The sequence below is a fragment of the Shewanella inventionis genome (assembly GCF_014641855.1).
Taxonomy (GTDB): Bacteria; Pseudomonadota; Gammaproteobacteria; order Enterobacterales; family Shewanellaceae; genus Shewanella; species Shewanella inventionis.
This window is the reverse complement of record NZ_BMII01000001.1, coordinates 172065-193043: the sequence shown is the minus strand read 5'-3', so window position 1 is coordinate 193043 and position 20979 is coordinate 172065. Positions and strand designations below refer to the sequence as shown.

Annotated in this window: 20 protein-coding genes; 7 read left to right on the top strand and 13 right to left on the bottom strand. The window is 44.0% G+C overall.

Features of this window, described 5'->3' with window-relative positions; all coding sequences use genetic code 11:
* Positions 1-12 precede the first annotated feature (12 nt).
* From IEW93_RS00880 to IEW93_RS00870, 3 genes are read right to left on the bottom strand one after another with little or no spacing between them, the layout of a single operon-like run.
* Complete coding sequence (locus tag IEW93_RS00880) at positions 13-993, bottom strand: COX15/CtaA family protein (protein WP_188735919.1); 981 nt, start codon at positions 991-993, stop codon at positions 13-15.
* Positions 993-1544 carry a redox-active disulfide-containing membrane protein gene (locus tag IEW93_RS00875; protein ID WP_188735917.1) on the bottom strand — a complete coding sequence of 184 codons (552 nt, stop codon included), beginning with the start codon at positions 1542-1544 and terminating at the stop codon, positions 993-995. The genes IEW93_RS00880 and IEW93_RS00875 overlap by 1 nt, the downstream gene beginning before the upstream one ends.
* Before the next feature lie 42 nt (positions 1545-1586).
* Entirely contained in the window at positions 1587-2402 is an 816-nt protein-coding gene (locus tag IEW93_RS00870) for an SURF1 family protein (RefSeq protein WP_188735915.1), read from the bottom strand.
* Here IEW93_RS00870 and IEW93_RS00865 point away from each other — a divergent pair.
* Positions 2350-2568 carry a DUF2909 domain-containing protein gene (locus tag IEW93_RS00865; RefSeq protein ID WP_223418933.1) on the top strand — a complete coding sequence of 73 codons (219 nt, stop codon included), beginning with the start codon at positions 2350-2352 and terminating at the stop codon, positions 2566-2568. The two genes, IEW93_RS00870 and IEW93_RS00865, sit on opposite strands and share 53 nt — an antisense overlap.
* 7 nt (positions 2569-2575) lie before the next feature.
* Here IEW93_RS00865 and IEW93_RS00860 read toward each other — a convergent pair whose 3' ends face one another.
* The 6 genes from IEW93_RS00860 to lexA all read right to left on the bottom strand — a co-directional run bounded on the left by IEW93_RS00860 (position 2576) and on the right by lexA (position 8710).
* The gene (locus IEW93_RS00860; protein ID WP_188735913.1) at positions 2576-3451 is read right to left on the bottom strand and encodes a cytochrome c oxidase subunit 3; all 876 of its coding nucleotides are present in this window, start codon (positions 3449-3451) and stop codon (positions 2576-2578) included.
* Positions 3448-4011, bottom strand: coding sequence for a cytochrome c oxidase assembly protein (locus IEW93_RS00855; protein WP_188735911.1), 564 nt, complete (start codon positions 4009-4011; stop codon positions 3448-3450). The genes IEW93_RS00860 and IEW93_RS00855 overlap by 4 nt, the downstream gene beginning before the upstream one ends.
* Position 4012: 1 nt before the next feature.
* Positions 4013-5608, bottom strand: a complete 1596-nt coding sequence (gene ctaD, locus IEW93_RS00850; RefSeq protein WP_188735910.1) for a cytochrome c oxidase subunit I — start codon at positions 5606-5608, stop codon at positions 4013-4015.
* Positions 5609-5618: 10 nt separating this feature from the next.
* Positions 5619-7199, bottom strand: a complete 1581-nt coding sequence (gene coxB, locus IEW93_RS00845) for a cytochrome c oxidase subunit II (RefSeq protein ID WP_188735908.1) — start codon at positions 7197-7199, stop codon at positions 5619-5621.
* Between the two features lie 393 nt (positions 7200-7592).
* Entirely contained in the window at positions 7593-8099 is a 507-nt protein-coding gene (locus IEW93_RS00840; protein ID WP_188735907.1) for a cell division inhibitor SulA, read from the bottom strand.
* Entirely contained in the window at positions 8096-8710 is a 615-nt protein-coding gene (gene lexA, locus IEW93_RS00835; RefSeq protein WP_188735905.1) for a transcriptional repressor LexA, read from the bottom strand. Before lexA ends, IEW93_RS00840 begins: the two co-directional genes overlap by 4 nt.
* Positions 8711-8974: 264 nt before the next feature.
* On the opposite strand from lexA, the gene plsB reads away from it, so the two are divergent.
* The 5 genes from plsB to IEW93_RS00810 all read left to right on the top strand — a co-directional run bounded on the left by plsB (position 8975) and on the right by IEW93_RS00810 (position 14179).
* A complete protein-coding gene (plsB, locus tag IEW93_RS00830; protein WP_188735902.1) occupies positions 8975-11398 on the top strand; it encodes a glycerol-3-phosphate 1-O-acyltransferase PlsB in 2424 nt (807 codons plus the stop codon).
* Positions 11398-12654 carry a tryptophan permease gene (mtr, locus tag IEW93_RS00825; RefSeq protein ID WP_188735900.1) on the top strand — a complete coding sequence of 419 codons (1257 nt, stop codon included), beginning with the start codon at positions 11398-11400 and terminating at the stop codon, positions 12652-12654. The genes plsB and mtr overlap by 1 nt, the downstream gene beginning before the upstream one ends.
* 106 nt (positions 12655-12760) lie before the next feature.
* On the top strand, positions 12761-13540 hold the full coding sequence (locus IEW93_RS00820) for a VOC family protein (RefSeq protein WP_188735898.1): 780 nt from the start codon (positions 12761-12763) through the stop codon (positions 13538-13540).
* 100 nt (positions 13541-13640) lie between these two features.
* Positions 13641-13901, top strand: a complete 261-nt coding sequence (locus IEW93_RS00815) for a tetraspanin family protein (RefSeq protein WP_188735897.1) — start codon at positions 13641-13643, stop codon at positions 13899-13901.
* Positions 13901-14179: a hypothetical protein gene (locus IEW93_RS00810; RefSeq protein ID WP_188735895.1), complete on the top strand. Its 279-nt coding sequence runs from the start codon at positions 13901-13903 to the stop codon at positions 14177-14179. The genes IEW93_RS00815 and IEW93_RS00810 overlap by 1 nt, the downstream gene beginning before the upstream one ends.
* A gap of 96 nt (positions 14180-14275) precedes the next feature.
* Here IEW93_RS00810 and IEW93_RS00805 read toward each other — a convergent pair whose 3' ends face one another.
* From IEW93_RS00805 to IEW93_RS00795, 3 genes are all read right to left on the bottom strand, one after another.
* Positions 14276-17407 (bottom strand): efflux RND transporter permease subunit, encoded by a 3132-nt coding sequence (locus tag IEW93_RS00805; protein ID WP_188735893.1) that lies wholly within the window; start codon positions 17405-17407, stop codon positions 14276-14278.
* Between the two features lie 11 nt (positions 17408-17418).
* Positions 17419-19191 carry an efflux RND transporter periplasmic adaptor subunit gene (locus IEW93_RS00800; protein WP_229706550.1) on the bottom strand — a complete coding sequence of 591 codons (1773 nt, stop codon included), beginning with the start codon at positions 19189-19191 and terminating at the stop codon, positions 17419-17421.
* 129 nt (positions 19192-19320) lie between these two features.
* A complete protein-coding gene (locus tag IEW93_RS00795) occupies positions 19321-19725 on the bottom strand; it encodes a hypothetical protein (protein ID WP_188735891.1) in 405 nt (134 codons plus the stop codon).
* Between the two features lie 322 nt (positions 19726-20047).
* Here IEW93_RS00795 and IEW93_RS00790 point away from each other — a divergent pair, with 322 nt between their 5' ends.
* Positions 20048-20611 (top strand): NapC/NirT family cytochrome c, encoded by a 564-nt coding sequence (locus IEW93_RS00790; protein ID WP_188735889.1) that lies wholly within the window; start codon positions 20048-20050, stop codon positions 20609-20611.
* Between the two features lie 70 nt (positions 20612-20681).
* Here the strand turns inward: IEW93_RS00790 and IEW93_RS00785 are convergent, their stop codons facing one another.
* Complete coding sequence (locus IEW93_RS00785) at positions 20682-20978, bottom strand: DUF1145 domain-containing protein (RefSeq protein ID WP_188735887.1); 297 nt, start codon at positions 20976-20978, stop codon at positions 20682-20684.
* Between the last annotated feature and the right edge of the window lies 1 nt (position 20979).

Below are 20979 nucleotides of genomic sequence, written 5' to 3'. Positions count from 1 at the left end.
GTCAATCCTCGCTTATGCTTTACGCCACAGGGCGTAATTAATAAAGACTAAGTTGAGCAGTAAAAATGCTGCCCCTGCGTTGTGGGAGACCGCAATACCTAAGGGTAAATTCATTACCACATTACTGATCCCAAGGCCGACTTGCACTATGACTAACAGCAGTAATAAATAGCCGCTGTTACGCATGATTTGCGAATGCGAATAACGTAATTTTAATGCAAGCCAAATTAACATGACGGCGGTGACGACAGCCCAAATGCGATGAGTAATATGAATTGTCATCCGCGTTGGGTAGTCCAATACGCCATATTCAAAACTGGGGTGTTCACCTTGAAAGGGCGAAAATGCATCGGCAAAACGGAGGTTATCAACCCAGTTGCCTTCGCAAATGGGTAATGTTGTGCAGGCGAGTGCGGCGTAATTTGATGATGTCCAACCGCCTAACATAATCTGCACCACCAACACGCCTAAACACACTAATGCTAATGGCATAAGTTTACGTGCTTGATTGTCGCCGTTGGGGATCCGCAGCGGCTTAAGGCGTAAATACAGTAGTAACAGTAAGGCAAATAAGCTAAAGCCGCCGATAAGGTGTGCCATCACTACAATTGGCATAAGCTTCATGGTGACTGTCCACATACCGAGAGCGGCTTGAAAGATAATGAGTATGGCAATAAAGCTGGGTAATTTTTTAGGCGCCTGCGGCTGCTTAAGGCACAAAATAAGAATCGCTAATACCATTAACCCTAATGTGCCAGCTATGTAGCGGTGGATCATTTCAAGCCAGGCTTTTTCTGGCTCAATAGTCATCTCTGGGAAATGCTGCTCTACTTTTGCCAGTTCATGGCTTGCGCTGGGTACAGCTAAATGACCATAGCACCCCGGCCAGTCAGGACAACCTAATCCAGCATCTGATAGGCGGGTGTAGGCACCCATTAAAATCACCGCAAGGGTGAATACTAAGGTGAACTTAATAAGCCTTTTTACTGCCATTAGCCAACCCTCGATAATTTAAGCATTTTGCGTAAATCGGCAATCATGGCTTTGCCTTGTGCTATGTTGGCATCGCGTCCGGCAACTTGGTTATATTGCATTATTAAGCTACCAAGTGGGTCGACAATCACTAATTGTTGTTGCGTTAATAAGTCTGCTAGGGCTTTATTGGCAGTGACCTGTTCAAAAGCCATGTTTAAGTTGTTGAGTGTGCGAGTATCGCTATCATGGTTAATTAATATGATAGGTACCACTCTGTCGCGATCTTTACCCAAAGCGATATAACTTTGGTGCAGCACATATAATTGGTCCTGACATGTTTGTTCGCAGCGTTTTGGCAACAAGTACAGCATTTGCCATGTGTGCGGCTTGGGATTGGGCATGGCTAAATTTGAGTAGTTAATATCACTAGGTAGCAATATTCCTTTATTTGTGGCACCACCGTTGTAAAGATCAAAGCTTAATACTAGCTTAGCGACGGCAATGGGTAACACAAATACCGCCAGCAATATGAGTAATGCGTTATTCTTTTTTTTAGGTTGGGAGTTCATTGTATCTCCTCGTATCGTTTTAATTTTAGTGTGTTACGGTTGTTATTGATGTCTAAATTGCCTTAAGGCGACCCAGATCATCAGCCCTAAAAATACTGCTGCCATGGTGAACCATTGCAATGCGTAGCCTTGATGTTTTTGCGCCGACAGCGGAATGGGTACCCAAGGTTGCGGCAGTGAGTATTGCGGTACGCTGTCGGGCTGTAATACCGCTGCGGCAATGTCATGGTGTAGTAGTTTTGCTAACGCTGGCATGGCTAAATTTTGAAACCGTATAGGTTTATCAACTTGCATTTCTGGGTGGAGTCCGTCACTTAATGGATTGGCTTGTTTTTGATATACCCGACCTGTTAATTGATATTGTCCTGCTGTGATAGGCGTTAACGCTGGCAATATTTGACGATCTTTACCTGCAGATACGAATCCTAACTCCACTAGAATCCATGGGCTATCGGGTGTAACTTCAAATAATTGGTAGGCAAGGTACCCAACCTGACCTTGATACACCTGATTATCGAGTAGTAATAAGGGTTGCTTTACAGGGGTTGCATTTATCGACAAGCGATAGCCCGTCAGTAAAGCGGCTTCTTCAGCATCTGTTGGTTCAGTTTGGGTTAGTGACAGCAATTGCGTGTAGTTGATGGCGGCTTGCTGCTCTCGTAAAACTAAAGTTTGTTGCCATTGTTGTTTAAACTCCGCGCGTGATAGTTGCCAAAACCCTAACTTGACCAAAAGGGTAAACACGACCAAAGTAATCAATACCAATAACACCCGAGACACACTCACTCCACCAAAAGGATTGCCCGTGACAACACCATTGATCGTTAAGTTAGTTTTAGTCTCGTTGCTCGTATTCATAATTTTTAACCTGGGTAGAGCTTTGTTTATTATGGTTAAAGGACAGCATCAGCAATCAATGAGTCAGTATTTAGGTCGTCGTGTTTTATTTTCTGTGGTGGTTATTGTGGTACTGCTGGTGGCCTTAGGGTTGGGCTATATTCAACCCAACACTCGGCCTTATTAATCTGCAATTACAACACGTACACAAAAATAAATAAGCATAACCACACCACATCGACAAAGTGCCAATACCAACTACCGGCTTGAAAAGCAAAATGCTTGTCTGGGGAAAAATGGCCTTTGATAATTCTGAGCAACAAAATAATCAAAAATAGGGTGCCTATGGTGACGTGCATGCCATGGAAACCCGTGAGCAAGAAAAAGGTGTTGCCGTAAACGCCCGAGGTGAGTGTGAGGCCCATTTCTTGGTAAGCATGGCTGTATTCTTCTACCTGTAAGGCAAGAAACGCCGCGCCTAGTATCACCGTTAAACTGAGCCAAATAATTAATGGTTTACGCTTGGCTTTTTCTAAACTGACATGTGCAAAGTGTAAGGTGACTGAAGATGTCAGTAAGATAATGGTGTTAATGAGTGGTAAGCCTGTCCATGGCATGGCTTCGGTTGTGGTGCCATCTGGGGTTTTAAGTAGCGGCCATGCGGCTTCAAATGCTGGCCATAATACTTCCTGGGTCATGGCATTGTTTGACGCGCCACCTAACCAGGGTACTGAAATCATACGTGCATAGAATAAAGCGCCAAAAAATGCGCCGAAAAACATTATCTCAGAAAAAATAAACCAGCTCATGCCTTGTCTAAACGACCGGTCCATTTGTGGTGAGTATAAGCCTGCCATTGACTCGTCAATGACAGTTTTAAACCAGCCAAATATCATGAAAATTATCACTGCAATACCGGCTAATAATATGTAACCGCCAGAGGTTTTTTCAGTGGCTAGTTGTTGAATATAATTACCCGCGCCAAAGGCAATTAAAAATAAACCAATGGCGCCAATAATAGGCCAACCACTTTGGGCTGGTACGTAATAAGTTTGATGCTTTGTTGTCATCTTGCTGCTCCTTGCTTTGCCGATACCGCTTGTTTGTCGGTGATATCGTAAAGGGTATAAGAGAGAGTCAAAGTATTAATGGACGCGGGTAAATCAGCGTCCACATAAAATATCAGTGGTAGTTCAGCGCTTGCGTCAGCGGCGAGAGGTTGTTGATTAAAGCAAAAGCACTCTGTTTTGTTAAAATATGCCGCGCCTTGACCAGGCGAAACCGATGGAATTGCCTGGCCAATAATATTTTTTGCCGACAGGTTTTTAACTTCAAATTTAGCATGGGTTAGCTCACCAGGGTGAACGGTGATTTGGTTCACTTTAGGCGAAAATTCCCATGGCATACCCGATTGCACCTGGGTAACAAATTCAATGGTCACTGTGCGTTTTTTATCAACAACTACCGAGTCATAAGTGCTGGCGCTATTTTGGGTTTTGCCGTTAATTCCCAAGGTGTCGCACAGCACGTCATAAAGCGGTACCAAGGCAAAACCAAACCCAAACATGCCTATAGAACCTAAAATAAGCATGGTGAGTAATTTACGGTTTGATTTTTGCGTTGGGCTCATATCACTTAATCTCCGGTGGGGTAGTAAATGAGTGATAAGGCGCAGGGCTAGGAATTGACCATTCTAAGCCATCGGCGGCTTGCCAAGGATTGTCTCCCGCAGGCTTACCACCCTTAATGCACTTAAGAACGACCGCTAGAAAGATCAATTGTGATAAGCCAAAAGCAAAGCCGCCTATGGAGACAATTTGATTAACGTCAGCAAATTGAATCGCATAGTCAGGTATACGGCGTGGCATTCCGGCTAAACCTAAAAAGTGCATCGGGAAAAACAACACATTTACCGATATTACCGAGCACCAAAAGTGCCATTTTCCTAAGGTTTCGCTGTACATATTGCCAGTCCATTTTGGCAGCCAGTAATACGCTGCTGCCATAATGGAGAAAATGGCACCCGTCACCAGTACATAATGGAAATGAGCTACCACAAAATAGGTGTCATGGTATTGGAAATCCGCCGGGGTAATGGCGAGCATCAATCCAGAAAACCCACCAATAGTGAATAAAATGATAAAGGCGACAGCAAATAACATTGGAGTTTCAAAGGTCATAGAGCCTCGCCACATTGTGGCAACCCAGTTAAACACTTTTACCCCTGTCGGCACCGCTATGAGCATGGTGCAATACATGAAAAACAGCTCAGCAAATACCGGCATACCGGTAGTAAACATATGGTGTGCCCAAACCAAAAATGACAAAATAGCAATACTTGCAGTTGCATAAACCATTGACGAATAGCCAAATAATGGCTTACGACTAAAGGTAGGTACAATTGCTGAGATAATGCCAAAAGACGGCAAAATCATGATGTACACTTCTGGGTGCCCAAAGAACCAAAAAATATGTTGGAACATCACAGGATCGCCACCACCTGCAGCATCAAAAAAGCTAGTACCAAAAAACTTATCGGTCAGTACCATGGTTACGACACCTGCAAGTACTGGCATTACGGCAATGAGTAAAAATGCCGTGATTAACCAGGTCCATACAAATAGTGGTAGTTTCATCCATGTCATGCCGGGCGCGCGCATATTGACAATGGTAACCACCACGTTAATTGCGCCCATAATTGAGCTAATACCCATAATATGGATAGAAAAGACAAATAATGCTGTTGAATCAGGGCTGTAAGTCGTTGATAACGGTGCGTAGAATGTCCAGCCAAAGTTGGGGCCGCCGCCTTCCATAAATAATGAAGCCAGCAATATGGTGAAGGCGAAAGGTAAAATCCAAAAGCTCCAGTTATTCATTCGCGGCAGTGCCATATCAGGGGCACCAATCATCATAGGAATTAACCAGTTGGCTAAACCGGTAAAGGCCGGCATAACGGCTCCAAACACCATAATTAATCCATGAACCGTAGTCATTTGATTAAAAAAGTTTGGTTCAACTAACTGTAATCCGGGTTGAAATAGTTCGGCGCGTATGACCATAGCCATGGCACCACCGGTTAAAAACATAATGAAACTAAACCATAAATACAGAGTGCCTATGTCTTTGTGGTTAGTGGTTAGTACCCAGCGCATAAGCCCTTTAGGGGCACCGTGGTGATGCTCATCATGCGCATTGTCGAGTGTATCGTGCGTTGTTGTGCTCATTGGTTTTCCCCTACTGTCCATGGCTTGCGACATCGGCAGGTTGCACTGCCTCGCCAGAATTATTACCCCATGCATTACGCTCATAGGTAATCACCGCAGCCATTTGTTGAGGGCTGAGCTGACTACTAAATGCCTGCATTGCAGTGCCCGGTTTACCGTGCATAACAATATCGATATGCCCGCTAACCGGTCCTGTTATTAAAGGACTGCCAATGAGTGAGGGGAAAGCGCCAGGTAAACCTGCGCCAGTAGGTTGGTGACACGCTGCACAGGTTGTAGCATAAACTTGTTCACCTTCTGCCATGAGCTGTTCCATGGTGAGAGTGGGTAAGTCTTTTGGCTCTACCACTTGCGCTATCACTTCTTCGGCCTGGTTGACTGTTTCGGTTAGCGCATCAGTGACAGAATTAGTAACCGCAGTTGCCGTGTCGGCGACCTGTGTTGTAACAGGCTCAGACACCGCCGCACCACTATTTAAAAATTGGCCAACATCTGCTGTTTGCACGGCATCGCCACTGTTATTACCCCACGCATTACGCTCATAGGTAATAACTGCGGCAATTTCTTGTGCAGATAGCTGTTTGGCAAAGGCTTGCATTGCTGTACCGGGTTTACCGTTGATCACTATATCAAGGTGACCTTGCACAGGGCCTTTAATCATTGGGCTACCAATAAGTGATGGAAATACACCAGGAAGGCCTGCTCCATTAGGTTGGTGACACGCTGCACAGCGGGCAAGGTATACTTGCTCACCTTGCTGATTTAATTCTGCAAGTGATAAGGTTTGTGACATGGAGGCAGCCGCTGCTGCGGCTTCGGTTTCGGCAAGTTGTTTTTGTTCTACTAGCCAGTTTTCAAAGTCCGCTTCAGACAGTGCATTAACCACAATGGGCATAAACCCATGGTCTTTGCCGCACAGTTCTGCACATTGGCCGCGGTAAATGCCGGGCTTGTCGATACGTGTCCAGGCTTCGTTAATAAAACCTGGGTTAGCGTCTTTTTTCACGGCAAATGCGGGCACCCACCAAGAGTGAATTACATCATCTGAAGTCATCAAAAAGCGGACTTTTCGGTTTATCGGCAACACTAATGGTTTATCTACTTCAAGTAGGTAATTTTCACCTTTGGTTTGGTCGCCATCGATTTGCTCTCTTGGCGTTGAAAGTGTGCTGTAAAATTCGATATCTTTATCGAAATAACTGTAATGCCATTTCCATTGCGACCCGGTAATTTTAATGGTCAGATCAGCATTGCTAGGATCTTCCATTGCAATTAAGGTTTTGGTGGCAGGAATTGCCATCGCAATTAAGATGATAAATGGAATGACTGTCCAGGCAATTTCTACTTTAGTACTTTCGTGAAAATTGGCCGCAACAGCGCCTTTTGATTTGCGGTGATAGATCATTGAGTAAATCATGATCCCAAATACCACTAACCCAATTGCACAACAGATATATAAAATAGTCATATGGAGGTCGTAAACCCTACCACTGATATCTGTCACACCTTGAGTCATGTTGAGGGGCATTTCTGCTGCCCCTAACGGGAGTGCTAACAGCACTACCAATAAACAATACCACCTTTGCTTCACAAGACTTCTCCTCTGCTAATTGCAAACCGCAATTACAAAGAAGAGTCACACAGTAAGTCTCTGCTCTATGCAAACTCTTCGATTCCCAAAAAAGTTTGATGACTTCAAAGTACACTGGTGGTTGTAGACATTTAAGCCTATGCATTTATTGTTAGCTGAACACCACACCTGTACCTACGACTGAACTAATCAATTTATGTTGACGTGTTCCCATCGATGGCTATTGTGTCGGCCAATACACGTCATATTAAGGATAGACAATGTTTCATCCTTGTTAACAACATTACTTGTAGATCAAACTTTGATCAAGATCACTTTGTTCGCTAATCGTCTGAAAAAATGTAAAAAAAAGCCCTGAATTGAATGCAGGGCTTGGTGTTTATGGGTTCGTTGTTAATGAAATGCTGAAAAATTACTTGAAGCTGTTGTCATCGAAGGATTAACCATTTGGTGCTTTTCTTGTGAGTGAGTATTCACATCTTCGATTACAACTCCTAATGCTCGGGCACTTTTAGCAACGATTTCTAAACGGCGGCTGTCACGGGCATCTAATGAGCTGGTCCAGGTTATAACCGCACTTGACGTGCCACTGGTTAGCGCTTTTTCCATGGCCCATAAGGTTTCGACTTCATCTTTAGTGTGCACTAATAAAATACGGTCCATTCTTACGCCAGCGCTAGCAAGCATATGCTTATAGCCAATGTGTGGTGGACTAATGAGTACAATCCAGCGTCCTTGTTGGCTCAAGCTAGCTAATTGGCTGCACAACTGACCCAATTCAGACTCACCTTGAGTCACGGTTTGTAATGTTTGAATGGTTTGGCTGCCGTACATATCAGCTTCGGTTAAATCGACCCATAAGCCTGGGTGGCGTGGGGCTGTGCCCATTAGTTTATTCATAACCAATCTCCATTACGGATAACGCCAACTGCAAGCCCTTCAATGGTTAGGCTTTGGCAACTTAAGTCTACTTTAATTGGGTTATAGGCTTCGTTTTCAGCATGTAGATACACCACATTGCCTTTTTTCTCGAAACGTTTAACCGTAACATCGTCTTCAACGCGGGCCACAACAACCTGGCCATTTCGTGCTTGCTGCATTTTATGTACGGCCAGTAAATCACCTTCTAAAATGCCAATATCTTTCATACTGTCACCACGAACCCGTAATAAAAAATCAGCGGCAGGTTTAAACATGCTTGGGTCAACTTGATAATATTGCTCAACATGTTCTTGCGCTAAAATAGGCTCGCCTGCAGCCACTTGGCCAATAAGCGGTAAGCCAGATTCTTGTTCGTCTTCTTGGGGTAATCTGATCCCCCTAGAAGTGCCAGGCATGATCTCGATAAAGCCTTTTTTGGCTAATGCTTTTAAATGCTCTTCGGCAGCATTTGCACTTTTAAACCCAAGACGGTTGGCAATTTCAGCGCGAGTCGGTGGCATACCGGTTTCGGCGATATTGTTTTTAATTAGGTCTAAAATTTCTGCTTGGCGTGGCGTTAACGGTCTCATGATGATTCCTGTCTTTTTATACAGTGACTGTCATTATATACAGTGTTTTTGTTCGCGCAAGTATTAACCAACTGTTTTTTATTCTTTGTTATCAGTTATACTGTTATCCATATGTTTTATAGGTGTTTTATTGGTTTTATTATTTGAGATCTGTCATTGGCGATAGTTCACAAAGTAAAGATAAAACAGCCAGATAGTGTAACAAGGGTGGTTTCTGGTATCCTATGCAGCAATATTACAGTGGCTTATATTGCGAAATTAACCATGTCAAAACCAAATTCAATATTTTTACGGACATTAAAATGGGTGCAAAAATGGATGGTGCATACCATTGTTGTGCCGCATGACCCATTTGATGATCTTAATTTAGACCCGACTAAGCCACTGGTTTATGTCATGAAAACAGAGTCAATTAGTGATGCTGCGGCTTTAAGCGAAATCACCGAAGGCTTTGGTATGCCTAGCCCATATGAGCCTTTAATCGTCGATGGATTAAAAGTACCGCGTATTGTTTGCCTTGAGGGACGTAAACCTCTTTTTGGCAAACGCGAAAGTGGCGAAAAGTTTATCAATTGTTTTATCAGCTTACTGGCACTTCATCGTCAGCGTCCGGATTTAGACATTCAGCTGGTGCCTGTTAGCTTATATTGGGGGCGCACACCCGGCAAAGAAGACGACAGCATGAAAGCGGCTGTTTTTGAGCGTGAAAGCCCTACATGGTTACGTAAATGGCTAATGATTTTGTTTTTAGGTCGCCATAACTTTGTGCAGTTTTCTAATGCATTATCATTGCGTTATATGGCCGATGAACATGGTTCCGATAAGCGTATAGCTCATAAGCTCACCCGAGTTGCTCGGGTGCATTTTAGTCGCCAACGTAAAGTGATGACCGGCCCGCAATTACCCAATAGACAGATGTTTTTTGCTTCGTTGCTTAAGTCGGATTCAATTAAAAAAGCCATTGAAGAAGAAGCTGTTAGTAAAAAAGTGTCGCCAGAAAAAGCGCGCGAAACAGCCATTGAGTATTTAGATGAAATTGCCGCAGATTATTCTGACAGCTTAGTCCGTATTGCAGAACGCTTTTTAACTTGGTTGTGGAACAAATTATACAGTGGTATCAACATTAAAGGTGCTGAACAAATTCGTCAGCTCCATCATGATGGCCATGAAATTGTCTACGTGCCTTGTCATCGTAGTCACATGGACTACTTATTACTGTCATACATTTTGTATTACCAGGGTATGGTGCCACCGCATATTGCAGCGGGGATTAATCTAAACTTTTGGCCTGCAGGCCCTATGTTCCGCCGAGGTGGGGCGTTTTTTATTCGTCGCAGCTTTAATGGTAATAAGCTTTACACCGCAGTATTTCGTGAATATTTGGACCAACTATTTGCTAAAGGTTACTCGGTTGAATACTTCACCGAAGGTGGCCGTTCGCGTACTGGGCGTTTACTTGCGCCTAAAACCGGCATGTTAGCGATGACCATCAATAGCGTACTGCGCGGAATTGAACGCCCTGTAACCCTAGTGCCTGTGTATTTAGGGTATGACCATGTTATGGAAGTGGCAACCTATCACAAAGAGCTCAGCGGTAAGAAAAAGCAAAAAGAGTCTGTTTGGCAAGTGTTTGGCGCTATTCGTAAATTAGGTAATTTTGGCCAAGGTTATGTTAATTTTGGTGAGCCTATTAACTTACAAAATTTTTTAAACCAACAAGCACCAGATTGGCGTGAAGAAGTGGCCAACGACCCCGAGCAAAAACCAACCTGGTTTACACCGTCTGTTAATTTGCTGGCTAATCGCGTTATGACCAACATTAACGGTGCCGCAGCAGCCAGTTCAGTTACCCTAACCAGCTTAGTGTTGCTTGCTTCTGAGCGTAATGCATTAGAGCGCAGCTTGTTAGAGCGTCAATTAGATTTGTATTTAGCATTGCTTAAAGCAGTACCTTATACCAATTATGCTTCGGTTGCCGAAGGCGATGGTAAAACCATTGTTGATCATTGTTTATCGCTCAATAAGTTTGTTAGCACCAAAGATGCGATTGGTGAGATTATTTCTGTTGATGAAAAAATTGCCATCACCATGAGCTATTATCGTAACAATATCATTCATTTAATGGCTTTACCGTCATTGGTTGCTAGCTGTTTGGTGCAATATGATATTTGCGACCGTAATACAATACATGCCGTTGTTAAGGACTTTTATCCTTTACTTAAAGCTGAGTTATTTATGGGTATTGAAGATGTGCAGCAACATGTCGACAGTATTTTAGACTTTATGGTGGACCAAGGTTTACTCAGTGGCGACACGCAATTTGAAGTCAATCCCAACTACACTGCGCAATTATTATTAATGGCTGAAACCATCAGTGAAACGTTACAGCGTTATGCCATTATCTTTAACTTACTGGCAATAAAACCTGATTTAGAGCGCTCAGAACTCGAAACCGACAGCCACTTATTGGCCCAGCGTTTAGGTGCATTGCATGGTATTACTGCGCCAGAGTTTTACGATAAAAAACTCTATAATACCTTAAGCGTTAAGCTTAAAGAATTAGGTTATCTATGCAGTGTTGAACACCGCGCAGAAGTGATTCGAATTCGTGATCATGCTAATCAATTATTAAGCTCAGCAGTTAGACAAACCATTGTTGATAGTGTGCACGCGGAGCATGGACAATAATGGCTAATCATATGAATGCGGCAAAGCACCGCCCACAAAGTAAATCTTTATTGGGCGGCGCCATGATTATTGCCGGCACGACTGTAGGTGCAGGCATGTTTTCACTGCCCGTTGTGGGTGCTGGCATGTGGTTTGGTTATTCTATGGCCATGCTACTAGGTGTTTGGTTTTGCATGTTAATGTCGGGATTATTATTACTTGAAGCTAACTTGCATTTTGAGCCCGGCGCCAGTTTTGATACGTTAACTCGTGAAACATTAGGCCAATTTTGGCGAGTGATTAACGGCGTATCCATTGCGTTTGTATTGTACATTTTAACCTACGCCTACATCAGTGGTGGTGGTTCAATCGTTAATCATAGCTTGTCAGCGCTTGGTGTAACTTTACCGCAAAGTGTTGCTGGTTTAGTCTTTGCTGCTGTGTTGGCGTTTATCGTTTTAATTAGCACTAAAGCGGTTGACCGTATTACCACCATTATGCTCGGTGGTATGGTGATTACCTTCTTTTTAGCGATTGGCAATTTACTGATTGAAATCGATACCACTAAATTACTTTCGCCAGATGGTGAAACCCGTTATCTACCGTATTTATTTGCTGCAATCCCTTTTGGATTAGCCAGTTTTGGTTATCACGGTAATGTGCCGAGTCTAGTGAAATATTACGGTAAAGATGCCAGCACCATAGTTAAAGCACTGCTAGTTGGCACGTCTATCGCCTTAGTTATCTATGTATGTTGGCTTATCGCGACCATGGGAAATATTCCTCGTGGTCAATTTACCGATGTTATTGCTAAAGGTGGCAATATTGGCGTGTTGGTTGAGGCGTTGTCAGGGGCGATGGCGAGTCAATGGTTAAATAGCATGCTGACCTTATTTGCTAACCTAGCGGTAGCGTCATCATTTTTAGGGGTCACCTTAGGGTTATTTGACTACCTGGCTGATTTATTTGGCTTTGATGATTCTCGTGCTGGGCGAATGAAAACCGCTGCAATCACGTTTATACCGCCAACGATTTTAGGTTTGTTATTTCCAAATGGTTTTATTATCGCCATTGGGTTTGCCGCACTAGCCGCAACGGTTTGGGCCGTGATTGTGCCAGCGTTATTAGCGTATAAAGTGCGTCAATTGTATCCTGACTCTACAGGTTTTAAAGTGCCTGGTGGTACGCCATTAATCGTTGTCGTTGTGCTGTTTGGTATTATCACTGCAACCTGCCATCTATTGGCTATGGCTGATATTCTGCCGGTATTTAAATAATCTGATTTTAATAGCACATTATTTTTAAAGCCTTCGTTTGAAGGCTTTTTGCTTTTTGGGTGATATCAACTTAACTTATAAGCATCACAGTCACAGGATAACTACAATGAAAGTACAACAATATCAACAAGGACAACCATGCTGGCTTGAGCTGGCGACACACGATTGGGCAGCAGGTAAAGCGTTTTACCAAGCGCTATTTGGTTGGGTCGCAGACGATATGCCTATGCCAGAAGGTCACTACACTATGTTGCAAATAGATGGTGATGATATTGGTGCCATGTATCCCATGCCAGACAATATGAAATCCTTGCCGACACACTGGACAGTATACTTTGCTGTTGATGATGTCTCTGTATCGGCTGAGTTGGTCAAAAAAGGCGGCGGGCAAGTGATAGCTGGGCCACATGCCGTTGGTGATGCAGGCTTTATGGCGTTATGTACCGACCCCGAAGGTAGCCGTTTTGCACTGTGGCAGGGGCAAGATCATATTGGTATTAAACGTGCTCAAGAGCCAAATACCTTATGCTGGGTTGAGTTAGCGTGTCGAAATAGTGATGCTGCTAAAACGTTTTATGGTGAGGTGTTAGGCTATCACACAAAATTAGCAGACATGGCCGATTTTGAGTACACCGAATGGTATGTGGGCGAGCAAGCGATTGGTGGCATGATGGAGATGACCGAAGAGTGGGGCGACGCACCTTCGCATTGGATGAACTATTTTGCCGTTGAAGATTGTGATGCCTCAGTGGCTAAGGCGAATAGCCTGGGTGCGACTGTGTGCGTACCGGCTACCGATATCCCTAATGTGGGCCGTTTTTCGGTGCTTAATGATCCACAAGGCGGTTTTTTCTCGATTATTTCGCTGTTGGATCCAGCGGCATAAACATCTAACACCTCGCATTTAGGTCATTATTTGAACTCACACTAACAATCGATGTCACAGTGATTAGCAATACACAAGGAATACACCCAAGGATGAATTTATGACTCAAGAAACGACTCAAGCCGCATTAGCGCGAATTAATCGCAGTATGCTGATGGTGGCTATTATCGATTTTCCTGGCACCTTATTGTTTGGCTTAGGGCTTTACGGCATTTTTGCCGGCTTTGATGAAGGCTTTTTACCTATGCTGGCTCACCCAATGATCATCAATGCAATGTTGGTTATTGGTGGCGCGATTATGGCGTGGGGAATGTTTAGGATGATGGGGTTGGCGCGTGAAAAGCAAAGGATCACTCAATAATGCAAAAGCCGCTTTTATTATCAACTTTGTTATCGAGTCTGGTGTTGTCTAGTTTGCTGTTGCTAACGGCCTGTAGTGGTACTTCGTCCTATCGTTTAGGCAATGCTGGCAATGCAGACGATAATAAAAATGATACAGAGTATATGATACTCAATCTGCCTCGGGCCATTTTAGCCAGCGATCCATGCAAACACGGTCATCCAGATGACATCGCGGCATGCCGTAAGAAGAAACAAGATGAAGCGGATCATCTTAATGAGTCACTTGAGCGTAACTAACCGAACTAACCTCAGCTTAACTTAGGTTTAAACGTGACAATAAAAATCCCAAACAATGTATTGTTTGGGATTTTTGCTTTTGGCGTCTGCGAATGTTTAAGCGGGCAGCCGTCTGCCATAAATCAGCAAGTAAATCGCCGGGATCACAAATAGCGATAATAAGGGAGCTGTGACCATACCGCCAACCATAGGTGCGGCAATTTTTTGCATGACATCGTTACCTGTGCCGCTGCCCCACATAATGGGTAATAATCCGAAAAAGATGGTGGCAACCGTCATGGCTTTTGGTCGTATGCGCATTACTGCACCTTCCATAAGCGCAGCGGTTAAATCGGCTTTGGTTTGATAACGCTCTTCTCGTTTATACGCGGCAATGCTGTTATTGAGATACACCTGCATCACTACCCCAAACTCAGCGGCAACACCGGCCAGGGCTATCATGCCAACCGACACAGCAACCGAAAAATTAAACTCGAGTGAATAAAGTAACCAAGCACTGCCAACCAGTGAAAAAGGTAAACTGAGCATAATCACTAATGCTTGTGTCATGGAGTTAAAGGTCATCATTAATAAGATAAAAATTACCGCCACCATTAAAGGGATCACCAGGGTCATTTTAGCTTCAACCCGTTGCATATACTCATATTGCCCAGCAAAGCTGTAGCTGTAACGTGCAGGTAAGTTAATTTGCTCATCGAGCGCGGCTTGTGCCTGAGCAATGTACTCGCCAATTGAGATATCTGTTAAGTCGACAAATACCCATGAGATAAGGCGACCATTCTCGCTAGCGAGCATTGGCGCACCATCGCTAATGGTGAGTTCTGCTAGGTAACTTAAGGGTAAATATTTACCGGTTTTAGTGAGCACGGGTAGGTCTTTTAGTTTTTCAATGTTGTCGCGCAGTTCCCTTGGGTAACGAATGTTTATTGGGTAGCGTTCCTGGCCTTGGATCGACTCGCCGATTGTCATGCCGCCAATGGCAATCTGCACCACATCTTGAATGTCTTTGAGTGTCATTCCATAGCGGGCAGCATTTTTTAAGTTAGGAGTAATATCAATATAACGGCCACCGCTGCTGCGTTGGGCAAACGCCGATAAGGTACCGGGTAATTGGCTAACCACGGCTTCTATTTCACTGCCAATTCGTTGCAGTTCCTCAACGTTTGAACCTGATATTTTGATGCCAACAGGGGTTCTTACGCCAGTGGACAACATATCTATACGGGTTTTAATCGGTTGTACCCAGGCATTGGTCATACCCGGTATACGCACGGTTTTTTGCAGCTCGGCAATAATGCTTTCTAAGGTCACCCCAGGGCGCCACTCGCTTGTGGGTTTAAGCATTATCGTGGTTTCGAGCATGGTTAATGGTGCAGGATCGGTTGCGGTTTTTGCTCGGCCGACTTTGCCAAATACCCGTTTAACTTCAGGTACGGTTTTTATCAGCCTGTCGGATTGCTGTAAAATCTCCGCCGCCTTGCCCGCACTCACGCCTGGCAAGGTGGTGGGCATATACAGCAAGTCACCTTCTTCTAGCGTCGGCATAAATTCAGAGCCCATATTTGTCAGTGGGTAATAGGCGCTGAGCAAGGCCGCGAGAGCCATCACTATGGTGATTTTTGGAAAACGTAACACCCACTTTAATAAGGGTTGATATAGAGCAATGAGAACACGACTGAGCGGGTTTTTTCGCTCATCGGGGATTTTTCCACGTACAAAATAGCCCATTAAAACCGGAATTAAGGTGATGGCCAATATGGCAGATGCGGCCATGGCAAAGGTTTTGGTAAACGCTAATGGATGAAATAAACGGCCTTCTTGTGCCTCGAGTGCAAACACGGGCGTAAAGCTTAAGGTAATAATTAATAAACTAAAAAACAGTGCAGGCCCGACTTCAACAGAGGCATCTTTTACCAGCTGCCAATGTGCTTCACCCTCTGGGGCACAACCATGTTGCTGGCGGTAGTGCTCTAAATGCTTGTGAGTGTTTTCTACCATCACGATAGACGCATCAACTACCGCACCAATGGCGATGGCAATCCCGCCTAGGCTCATAATGTTGGCGTTAACACCGATAAAGTGCATGGCAATAAAGCTGATTAAAATTGAAATGGGTAAGGTGATAATAGCAACGAGCGTTGAGCGGGCATGTAATAGAAACAGTAAGCAAATTAAGCCCACGACAAACATTTCTTCTAATACTTTATGCTTGAGATTATCGACTGAACGCACAATAAGATCAGAACGGTCGTAAGTAATGACTAACTCGACACCGTCAGGCAGGCCATTGCTGATTTGTTCGAGCTTGAGTTTGATATTGTTAATGGTTTCAAGGGCGTTTTCGCCATAGCGCATCACCACAATGCCGCCAACAACTTCGCCTTGACCATCTAGCTCTGCAATACCGCGTCTTGCTGCTGGGCCAGTGCGTAATTCTGCCACGTCTTTCATTAAAATTGGCGTGCCAGTTTCAGACAAAATACCCAAGGGAATTTCGGCAAAGTTGGCAATGGTTTGGCGATAACCACTAGAGGTGATCATGTATTCGGCTTCGGCCATTTCAATCACCGAACCACCCGTTGAACTATTGGAGTTATCGAGGGCGTTTTTAATGGTCATTAAATCAATTTGATATAACGCCAGTTTGTGTGGGTCGACCACAATTTGGTAGGTTTGCTCCATGCCCCCAACGGTAGCCACTTCAGACACGCCAGCCACACTTTGCAGCTCAAGTTTTAAAAACCAGTCTTGTAGAGAGCGTAATTGCGCTAAATCGTATTGGCCTTTGCGATCAACAAGCGCATATTGAAAAATCCAGCCGACACCAGATGCATCTGGCCCTAAACTCGGCGTTACACCAGCAGGCAGTTGATCTTGGGTTTGCGAAAGGTATTCAAGCACCCGTGAACGAGCCCAATAAATGTCGGTGCCGTTCTCAAAAATGACATACACAAACGAGTCGCCAAACATGGAGAATCCACGTACGGTTTTTGCCCCCGGAACTGCCAACATGGCCGACGACAATGGGTAGGTGATTTGATCTTCTACCAATTGTGGCGCTTGGCCCGGATAGCTGGTTTTCACTATCACCTGTACGTCAGATAAATCGGGCAACGCATCAAGCGGTGTGGTGCGCATGGCCTGATAACCTACCAGCGCAATGATGGCGGTAAGCAGCAGCACCATGATGCGATTTTTAATTGAAGCATTGATAATTTGCGCTAGCATAACAAGGCTCCTTAGTGCTGATGGGTATCGTGAGCAGATGGTGTATTGGTGCTACTTAAGCGCTGAAGACTGCCTTGAATACTGGCTTCTGAGTCGAGTAGAAATTGTCCTGATACTACGACTTTGTCATGCTCGTTTAAGCCCTGAAGGATCTCAGCTTTACCTTGGGTCATCATGCCGACTTTTACCGGAACAGAAGCAAAGCTGGTGTCATTACGTTGCACTACTACGCGGTTTTCTCTACCCGTTAAAATCAACGCCTCTGTGGGAACCGTAAGTACATTGTCTTTAGGTTGGCCATGTAATGTGACGTCTACCAATGTCCCTGGCCTTAGTTTGTCTTGTGTGTTGTGTAACTCAATTCTAACTCGCATTGCGCGAGTGACAGGGTCTAACTCTGGGTAGATATAATCAATGGTTGAATCAATATCAAACAAGCCTTGTGCAGCTGCGCTTACGCTAACTTTGCGGCCTTCTGATAACCAGCTTTGCTCGTTTTCAAACACGTCTGCTATTACCCATACACTGTCTAAATTGACGATTTCAAACAAGGTGTCACCTGGTTGAATATACATGCCATGGCGAATTGTTAATTTACTAATAAAGCCACTTTGCGGTGCGTAAAATGGCACGCGATACACCGTTTCCCCAGTGGTTTCTAAACGCTTAATTACCGCGTTATCAACCCCCAACAGATCTAAACGTTTACGTGCTTTACTGAGTAATATGCTGCCACGGTTTTTGTCCTGTTTGAGGTAATCCAGCGCCTGGGAGTAATCGTCTTGAGCATTGACCAGTTCAGGTGAATACAGCTCATAGAGTAACTGACCCTTTTTTACCTGTTGGCCAACGTTATGCACCATTAGCGTTTCAATCCAGCCGGTTGCTCGAGTATGCACATGGCCAATGGTATTTTCATTATATTGTACCGTGCCAATGGTATTCACCTGACGGGATAAACTGCCTTTAGCCACCACATGGCTGCGCATGCCGAGTGCTTGTTGCATGCCGCCAGATACACCTACGACTATTTCTTGATTTGCGTCACCAACCGCAACTTTCTCTAAATTCATTCCGCAAATAGGGCAACTTCCAGGAGCATCAGAGATAACATGAGGGTGCATGGGGCAGATGTATTTGGTGGTTTCATTACTGCTGGTTTCTGCAATAGACAGCGCCTTATTAGACGGTTTGAGCGAGCTAATGGGTTGCTCAAATACCTTTTTAGCTGCTGGCGTCATTTGCTTACTATCCATTGCTGGTTCAGCATCGGTGTCTTTTTCTATTAAAAACATGCCGCATTTAGGACAGCTGCCCGGCTCATGGCTGGTGACCTCTGGGTGCATGGGGCAGTAGTAATTGTGCTGCTGATGCTCATGGTTTTGAGCGGTTTCATCAGAATGTGATGTCGCCGAATCGGTCTCTTTTTCTATTAAAAACATGCCACATTTTGGGCAGCTACCAGGTTCATGGCTGGTGACCTCTGGGTGCATCGGGCAATAGTAATTAGCCGCATGTGTTGCTGGAGTTAAATGGGTTTTTGCATGAGTGACCGACTTAGCCTCAACATCATTTGCATTGGATTCTTTTTCAATCAAAAACATACCGCATTTTGGGCAACTACCAGGCTCATTGCTGGTGACTTCAGGATGCATAGGGCAATAGTAGGCGTGTTGATGTTGCTCATGGGGTGTTGATTCGCCTGCGGCCAGTGTTGGCGCAGAAGTGAAATAACCCAATAAGCAGGCAGTTGCTAATAACGCAACGAAAAGAGTGTGTTTCATTTTAACCTCACATCATGGCAGAGCGCGGAGCAGAAAATAACGTTATGACTTGCTCATACTCAAAAACCATAGGTATTGTAAAAGTAGCATTGATTTCGCCAGCATTAGGCCGACGTTATTAAAGCGAGGCTAAACGATAGGAGGGCGAAACGCTGGGGTCCCATCAATAGAAAACAGCAGTGAGGTGGGCCTTGGTATGACTTCATCTGCAGGTGCGGGGCTCACACTAATATCAGTGGTAAGCACAGTGCCGGTAAAGGTAATCGTAAAGCAATGACTGCAGTCATTAGCGCAATTACTGCCATTATCGCAACAATGATTGGTATCGTCGGTTGATGCAGTTTGTGCTTGCATCATACCGTGACAGTCGTTGTTGTTTTGATCGCCTGCAAGCATAACAGATGCTGTGGCTTTATCGTTCATTTGACTATGGTTTGGTGCAATCATAGTGTGGCCATTAGCTAGCACACCTTGGCCTAATAAAGACAGCAAGGTGCAAATAGCAATAAGATAATGGCGAATAGATTTACCCATAGTGTCCTAAAAATGAATCTGCATAAATAAAATGTCAATCAAGGCTAATATAAACGCATATGCCAAGGTAAACAATGCGCCAGCGCTCATTTTTATCTTTGTGTTATTTATTCTCGTCGTGTTTTCTCGTTTGTTTAATTACGCATAGCTAAGTAATGAGACTGATTGAAAATCACTTGTAGCGATCTAGCTCCCATTTTAGATATTTTCCAATAAGTAATCATAAAAATAGCGACTAGAATCAATTTTCTAATTTAAAAAAATCCTAAACTAGATAAACAAATATTAGAAATGTAGTTTTAGTTATTATGGAGATTGAACAATGAACTGGCGTGCACTATTTAAACCAAGCGCGAAGTACTCAATTATTGCACTTATAGTGGTTGGTGTAATTGTGGGTGTCGTAGGTTATTTCGCAACTCAACAGACATTGCATGCAACCAGCACAGATGCTTTTTGTATGACTTGTCACCGTGACCATTCGTTAAGAGATGAGGTCATGGCATCTGCCCATGGTGGTGGCAGTGCTGGTGTGACGGTTCAATGTCAAGATTGTCACTTACCTCATGGTCCAGTTGATTACTTGATCAAGAAAATTATCGTGTCAAAAGACATCATAGGTTTGATGACTATTGATGGCTTTATGACTCAAGAATGGTTAGATGAAAACCGTAAAGACCAAGCTGATATCGCATTAAAATACTTCCGTAGCAATGACTCTGCTAACTGTCAGCACTGTCACACTCGTATTTATGAAAACCAGCCAGAAACTATGAAGAAAATGGCTGTTAGAATGCACAGCAATAACTTCAAAAAAGCACCAGAAGACAGAAAAACCTGTGTAGATTGTCATAAAGGTGTTGCTCACCCTTACCCTAAAAAGTAATACCGCATTAACTCAAAAAGCCTCGTTAAATTAACGAGGCTTTTTTGTAAATGCTATTAAGTGAAATGCCCTATGAGGTCGCAGGTTGAGGTTTAAGTTCGCCTAAGGCAAATACACCCCATAACAAAATGGCGGCATAATTTATGTTGGGTTGGTAGTGGCCTTTAGCGCTAAGGCGAACCACTAAAATTAATAACAGATGCATTGTGGCAGTAAACGCAGCAAAAAAAGTGAGTATGCTGGTAACATCTTGGCTAAATACAAAAAAACCATAGGCAAATAACCCCCACATCGATAACGTGGCGGTTTTCCCGATTAATACCAAATCGTTGCGGGCTATATCGCTTAAGGTCATCTTATTGAGCATG

Bases quoted from the DNA above. Each gene is read 5' to 3' on its own strand.
- IEW93_RS00790 (WP_188735889.1), top strand. From the start codon at position 20,048: ATGAACTGGCGTGCACTATTTAAACCAAGCGCGAAGTACTCAATTATT.
- IEW93_RS00785 (WP_188735887.1), bottom strand. From the start codon at position 20,978: ATGCTCAATAAGATGACCTTAAGCGATATAGCCCGCAACGATTTGGTA.
- mtr (WP_188735900.1), top strand. From the start codon at position 11,398: ATGGCTAATCATATGAATGCGGCAAAGCACCGCCCACAAAGTAAATCT.
- ctaD (WP_188735910.1), bottom strand. From the start codon at position 5,608: ATGAGCACAACAACGCACGATACACTCGACAATGCGCATGATGAGCAT.
- IEW93_RS00805 (WP_188735893.1), bottom strand. From the start codon at position 17,407: ATGCTAGCGCAAATTATCAATGCTTCAATTAAAAATCGCATCATGGTG.
- plsB (WP_188735902.1), top strand. From the start codon at position 8,975: ATGTCAAAACCAAATTCAATATTTTTACGGACATTAAAATGGGTGCAA.
- IEW93_RS00815 (WP_188735897.1), top strand. From the start codon at position 13,641: ATGACTCAAGAAACGACTCAAGCCGCATTAGCGCGAATTAATCGCAGT.
- IEW93_RS00820 (WP_188735898.1), top strand. From the start codon at position 12,761: ATGAAAGTACAACAATATCAACAAGGACAACCATGCTGGCTTGAGCTG.
- IEW93_RS00840 (WP_188735907.1), bottom strand. From the start codon at position 8,099: ATGAATAAACTAATGGGCACAGCCCCACGCCACCCAGGCTTATGGGTC.
- IEW93_RS00855 (WP_188735911.1), bottom strand. From the start codon at position 4,011: ATGAGCCCAACGCAAAAATCAAACCGTAAATTACTCACCATGCTTATT.
- lexA (WP_188735905.1), bottom strand. From the start codon at position 8,710: ATGAGACCGTTAACGCCACGCCAAGCAGAAATTTTAGACCTAATTAAA.
- IEW93_RS00880 (WP_188735919.1), bottom strand. From the start codon at position 993: ATGGCAGTAAAAAGGCTTATTAAGTTCACCTTAGTATTCACCCTTGCG.
- IEW93_RS00800 (WP_229706550.1), bottom strand. From the start codon at position 19,191: ATGAAACACACTCTTTTCGTTGCGTTATTAGCAACTGCCTGCTTATTG.
- IEW93_RS00860 (WP_188735913.1), bottom strand. From the start codon at position 3,451: ATGACAACAAAGCATCAAACTTATTACGTACCAGCCCAAAGTGGTTGG.
- IEW93_RS00870 (WP_188735915.1), bottom strand. From the start codon at position 2,402: ATGAATACGAGCAACGAGACTAAAACTAACTTAACGATCAATGGTGTT.
- IEW93_RS00810 (WP_188735895.1), top strand. From the start codon at position 13,901: ATGCAAAAGCCGCTTTTATTATCAACTTTGTTATCGAGTCTGGTGTTG.
- IEW93_RS00795 (WP_188735891.1), bottom strand. From the start codon at position 19,725: ATGGGTAAATCTATTCGCCATTATCTTATTGCTATTTGCACCTTGCTG.
- IEW93_RS00875 (WP_188735917.1), bottom strand. From the start codon at position 1,544: ATGAACTCCCAACCTAAAAAAAAGAATAACGCATTACTCATATTGCTG.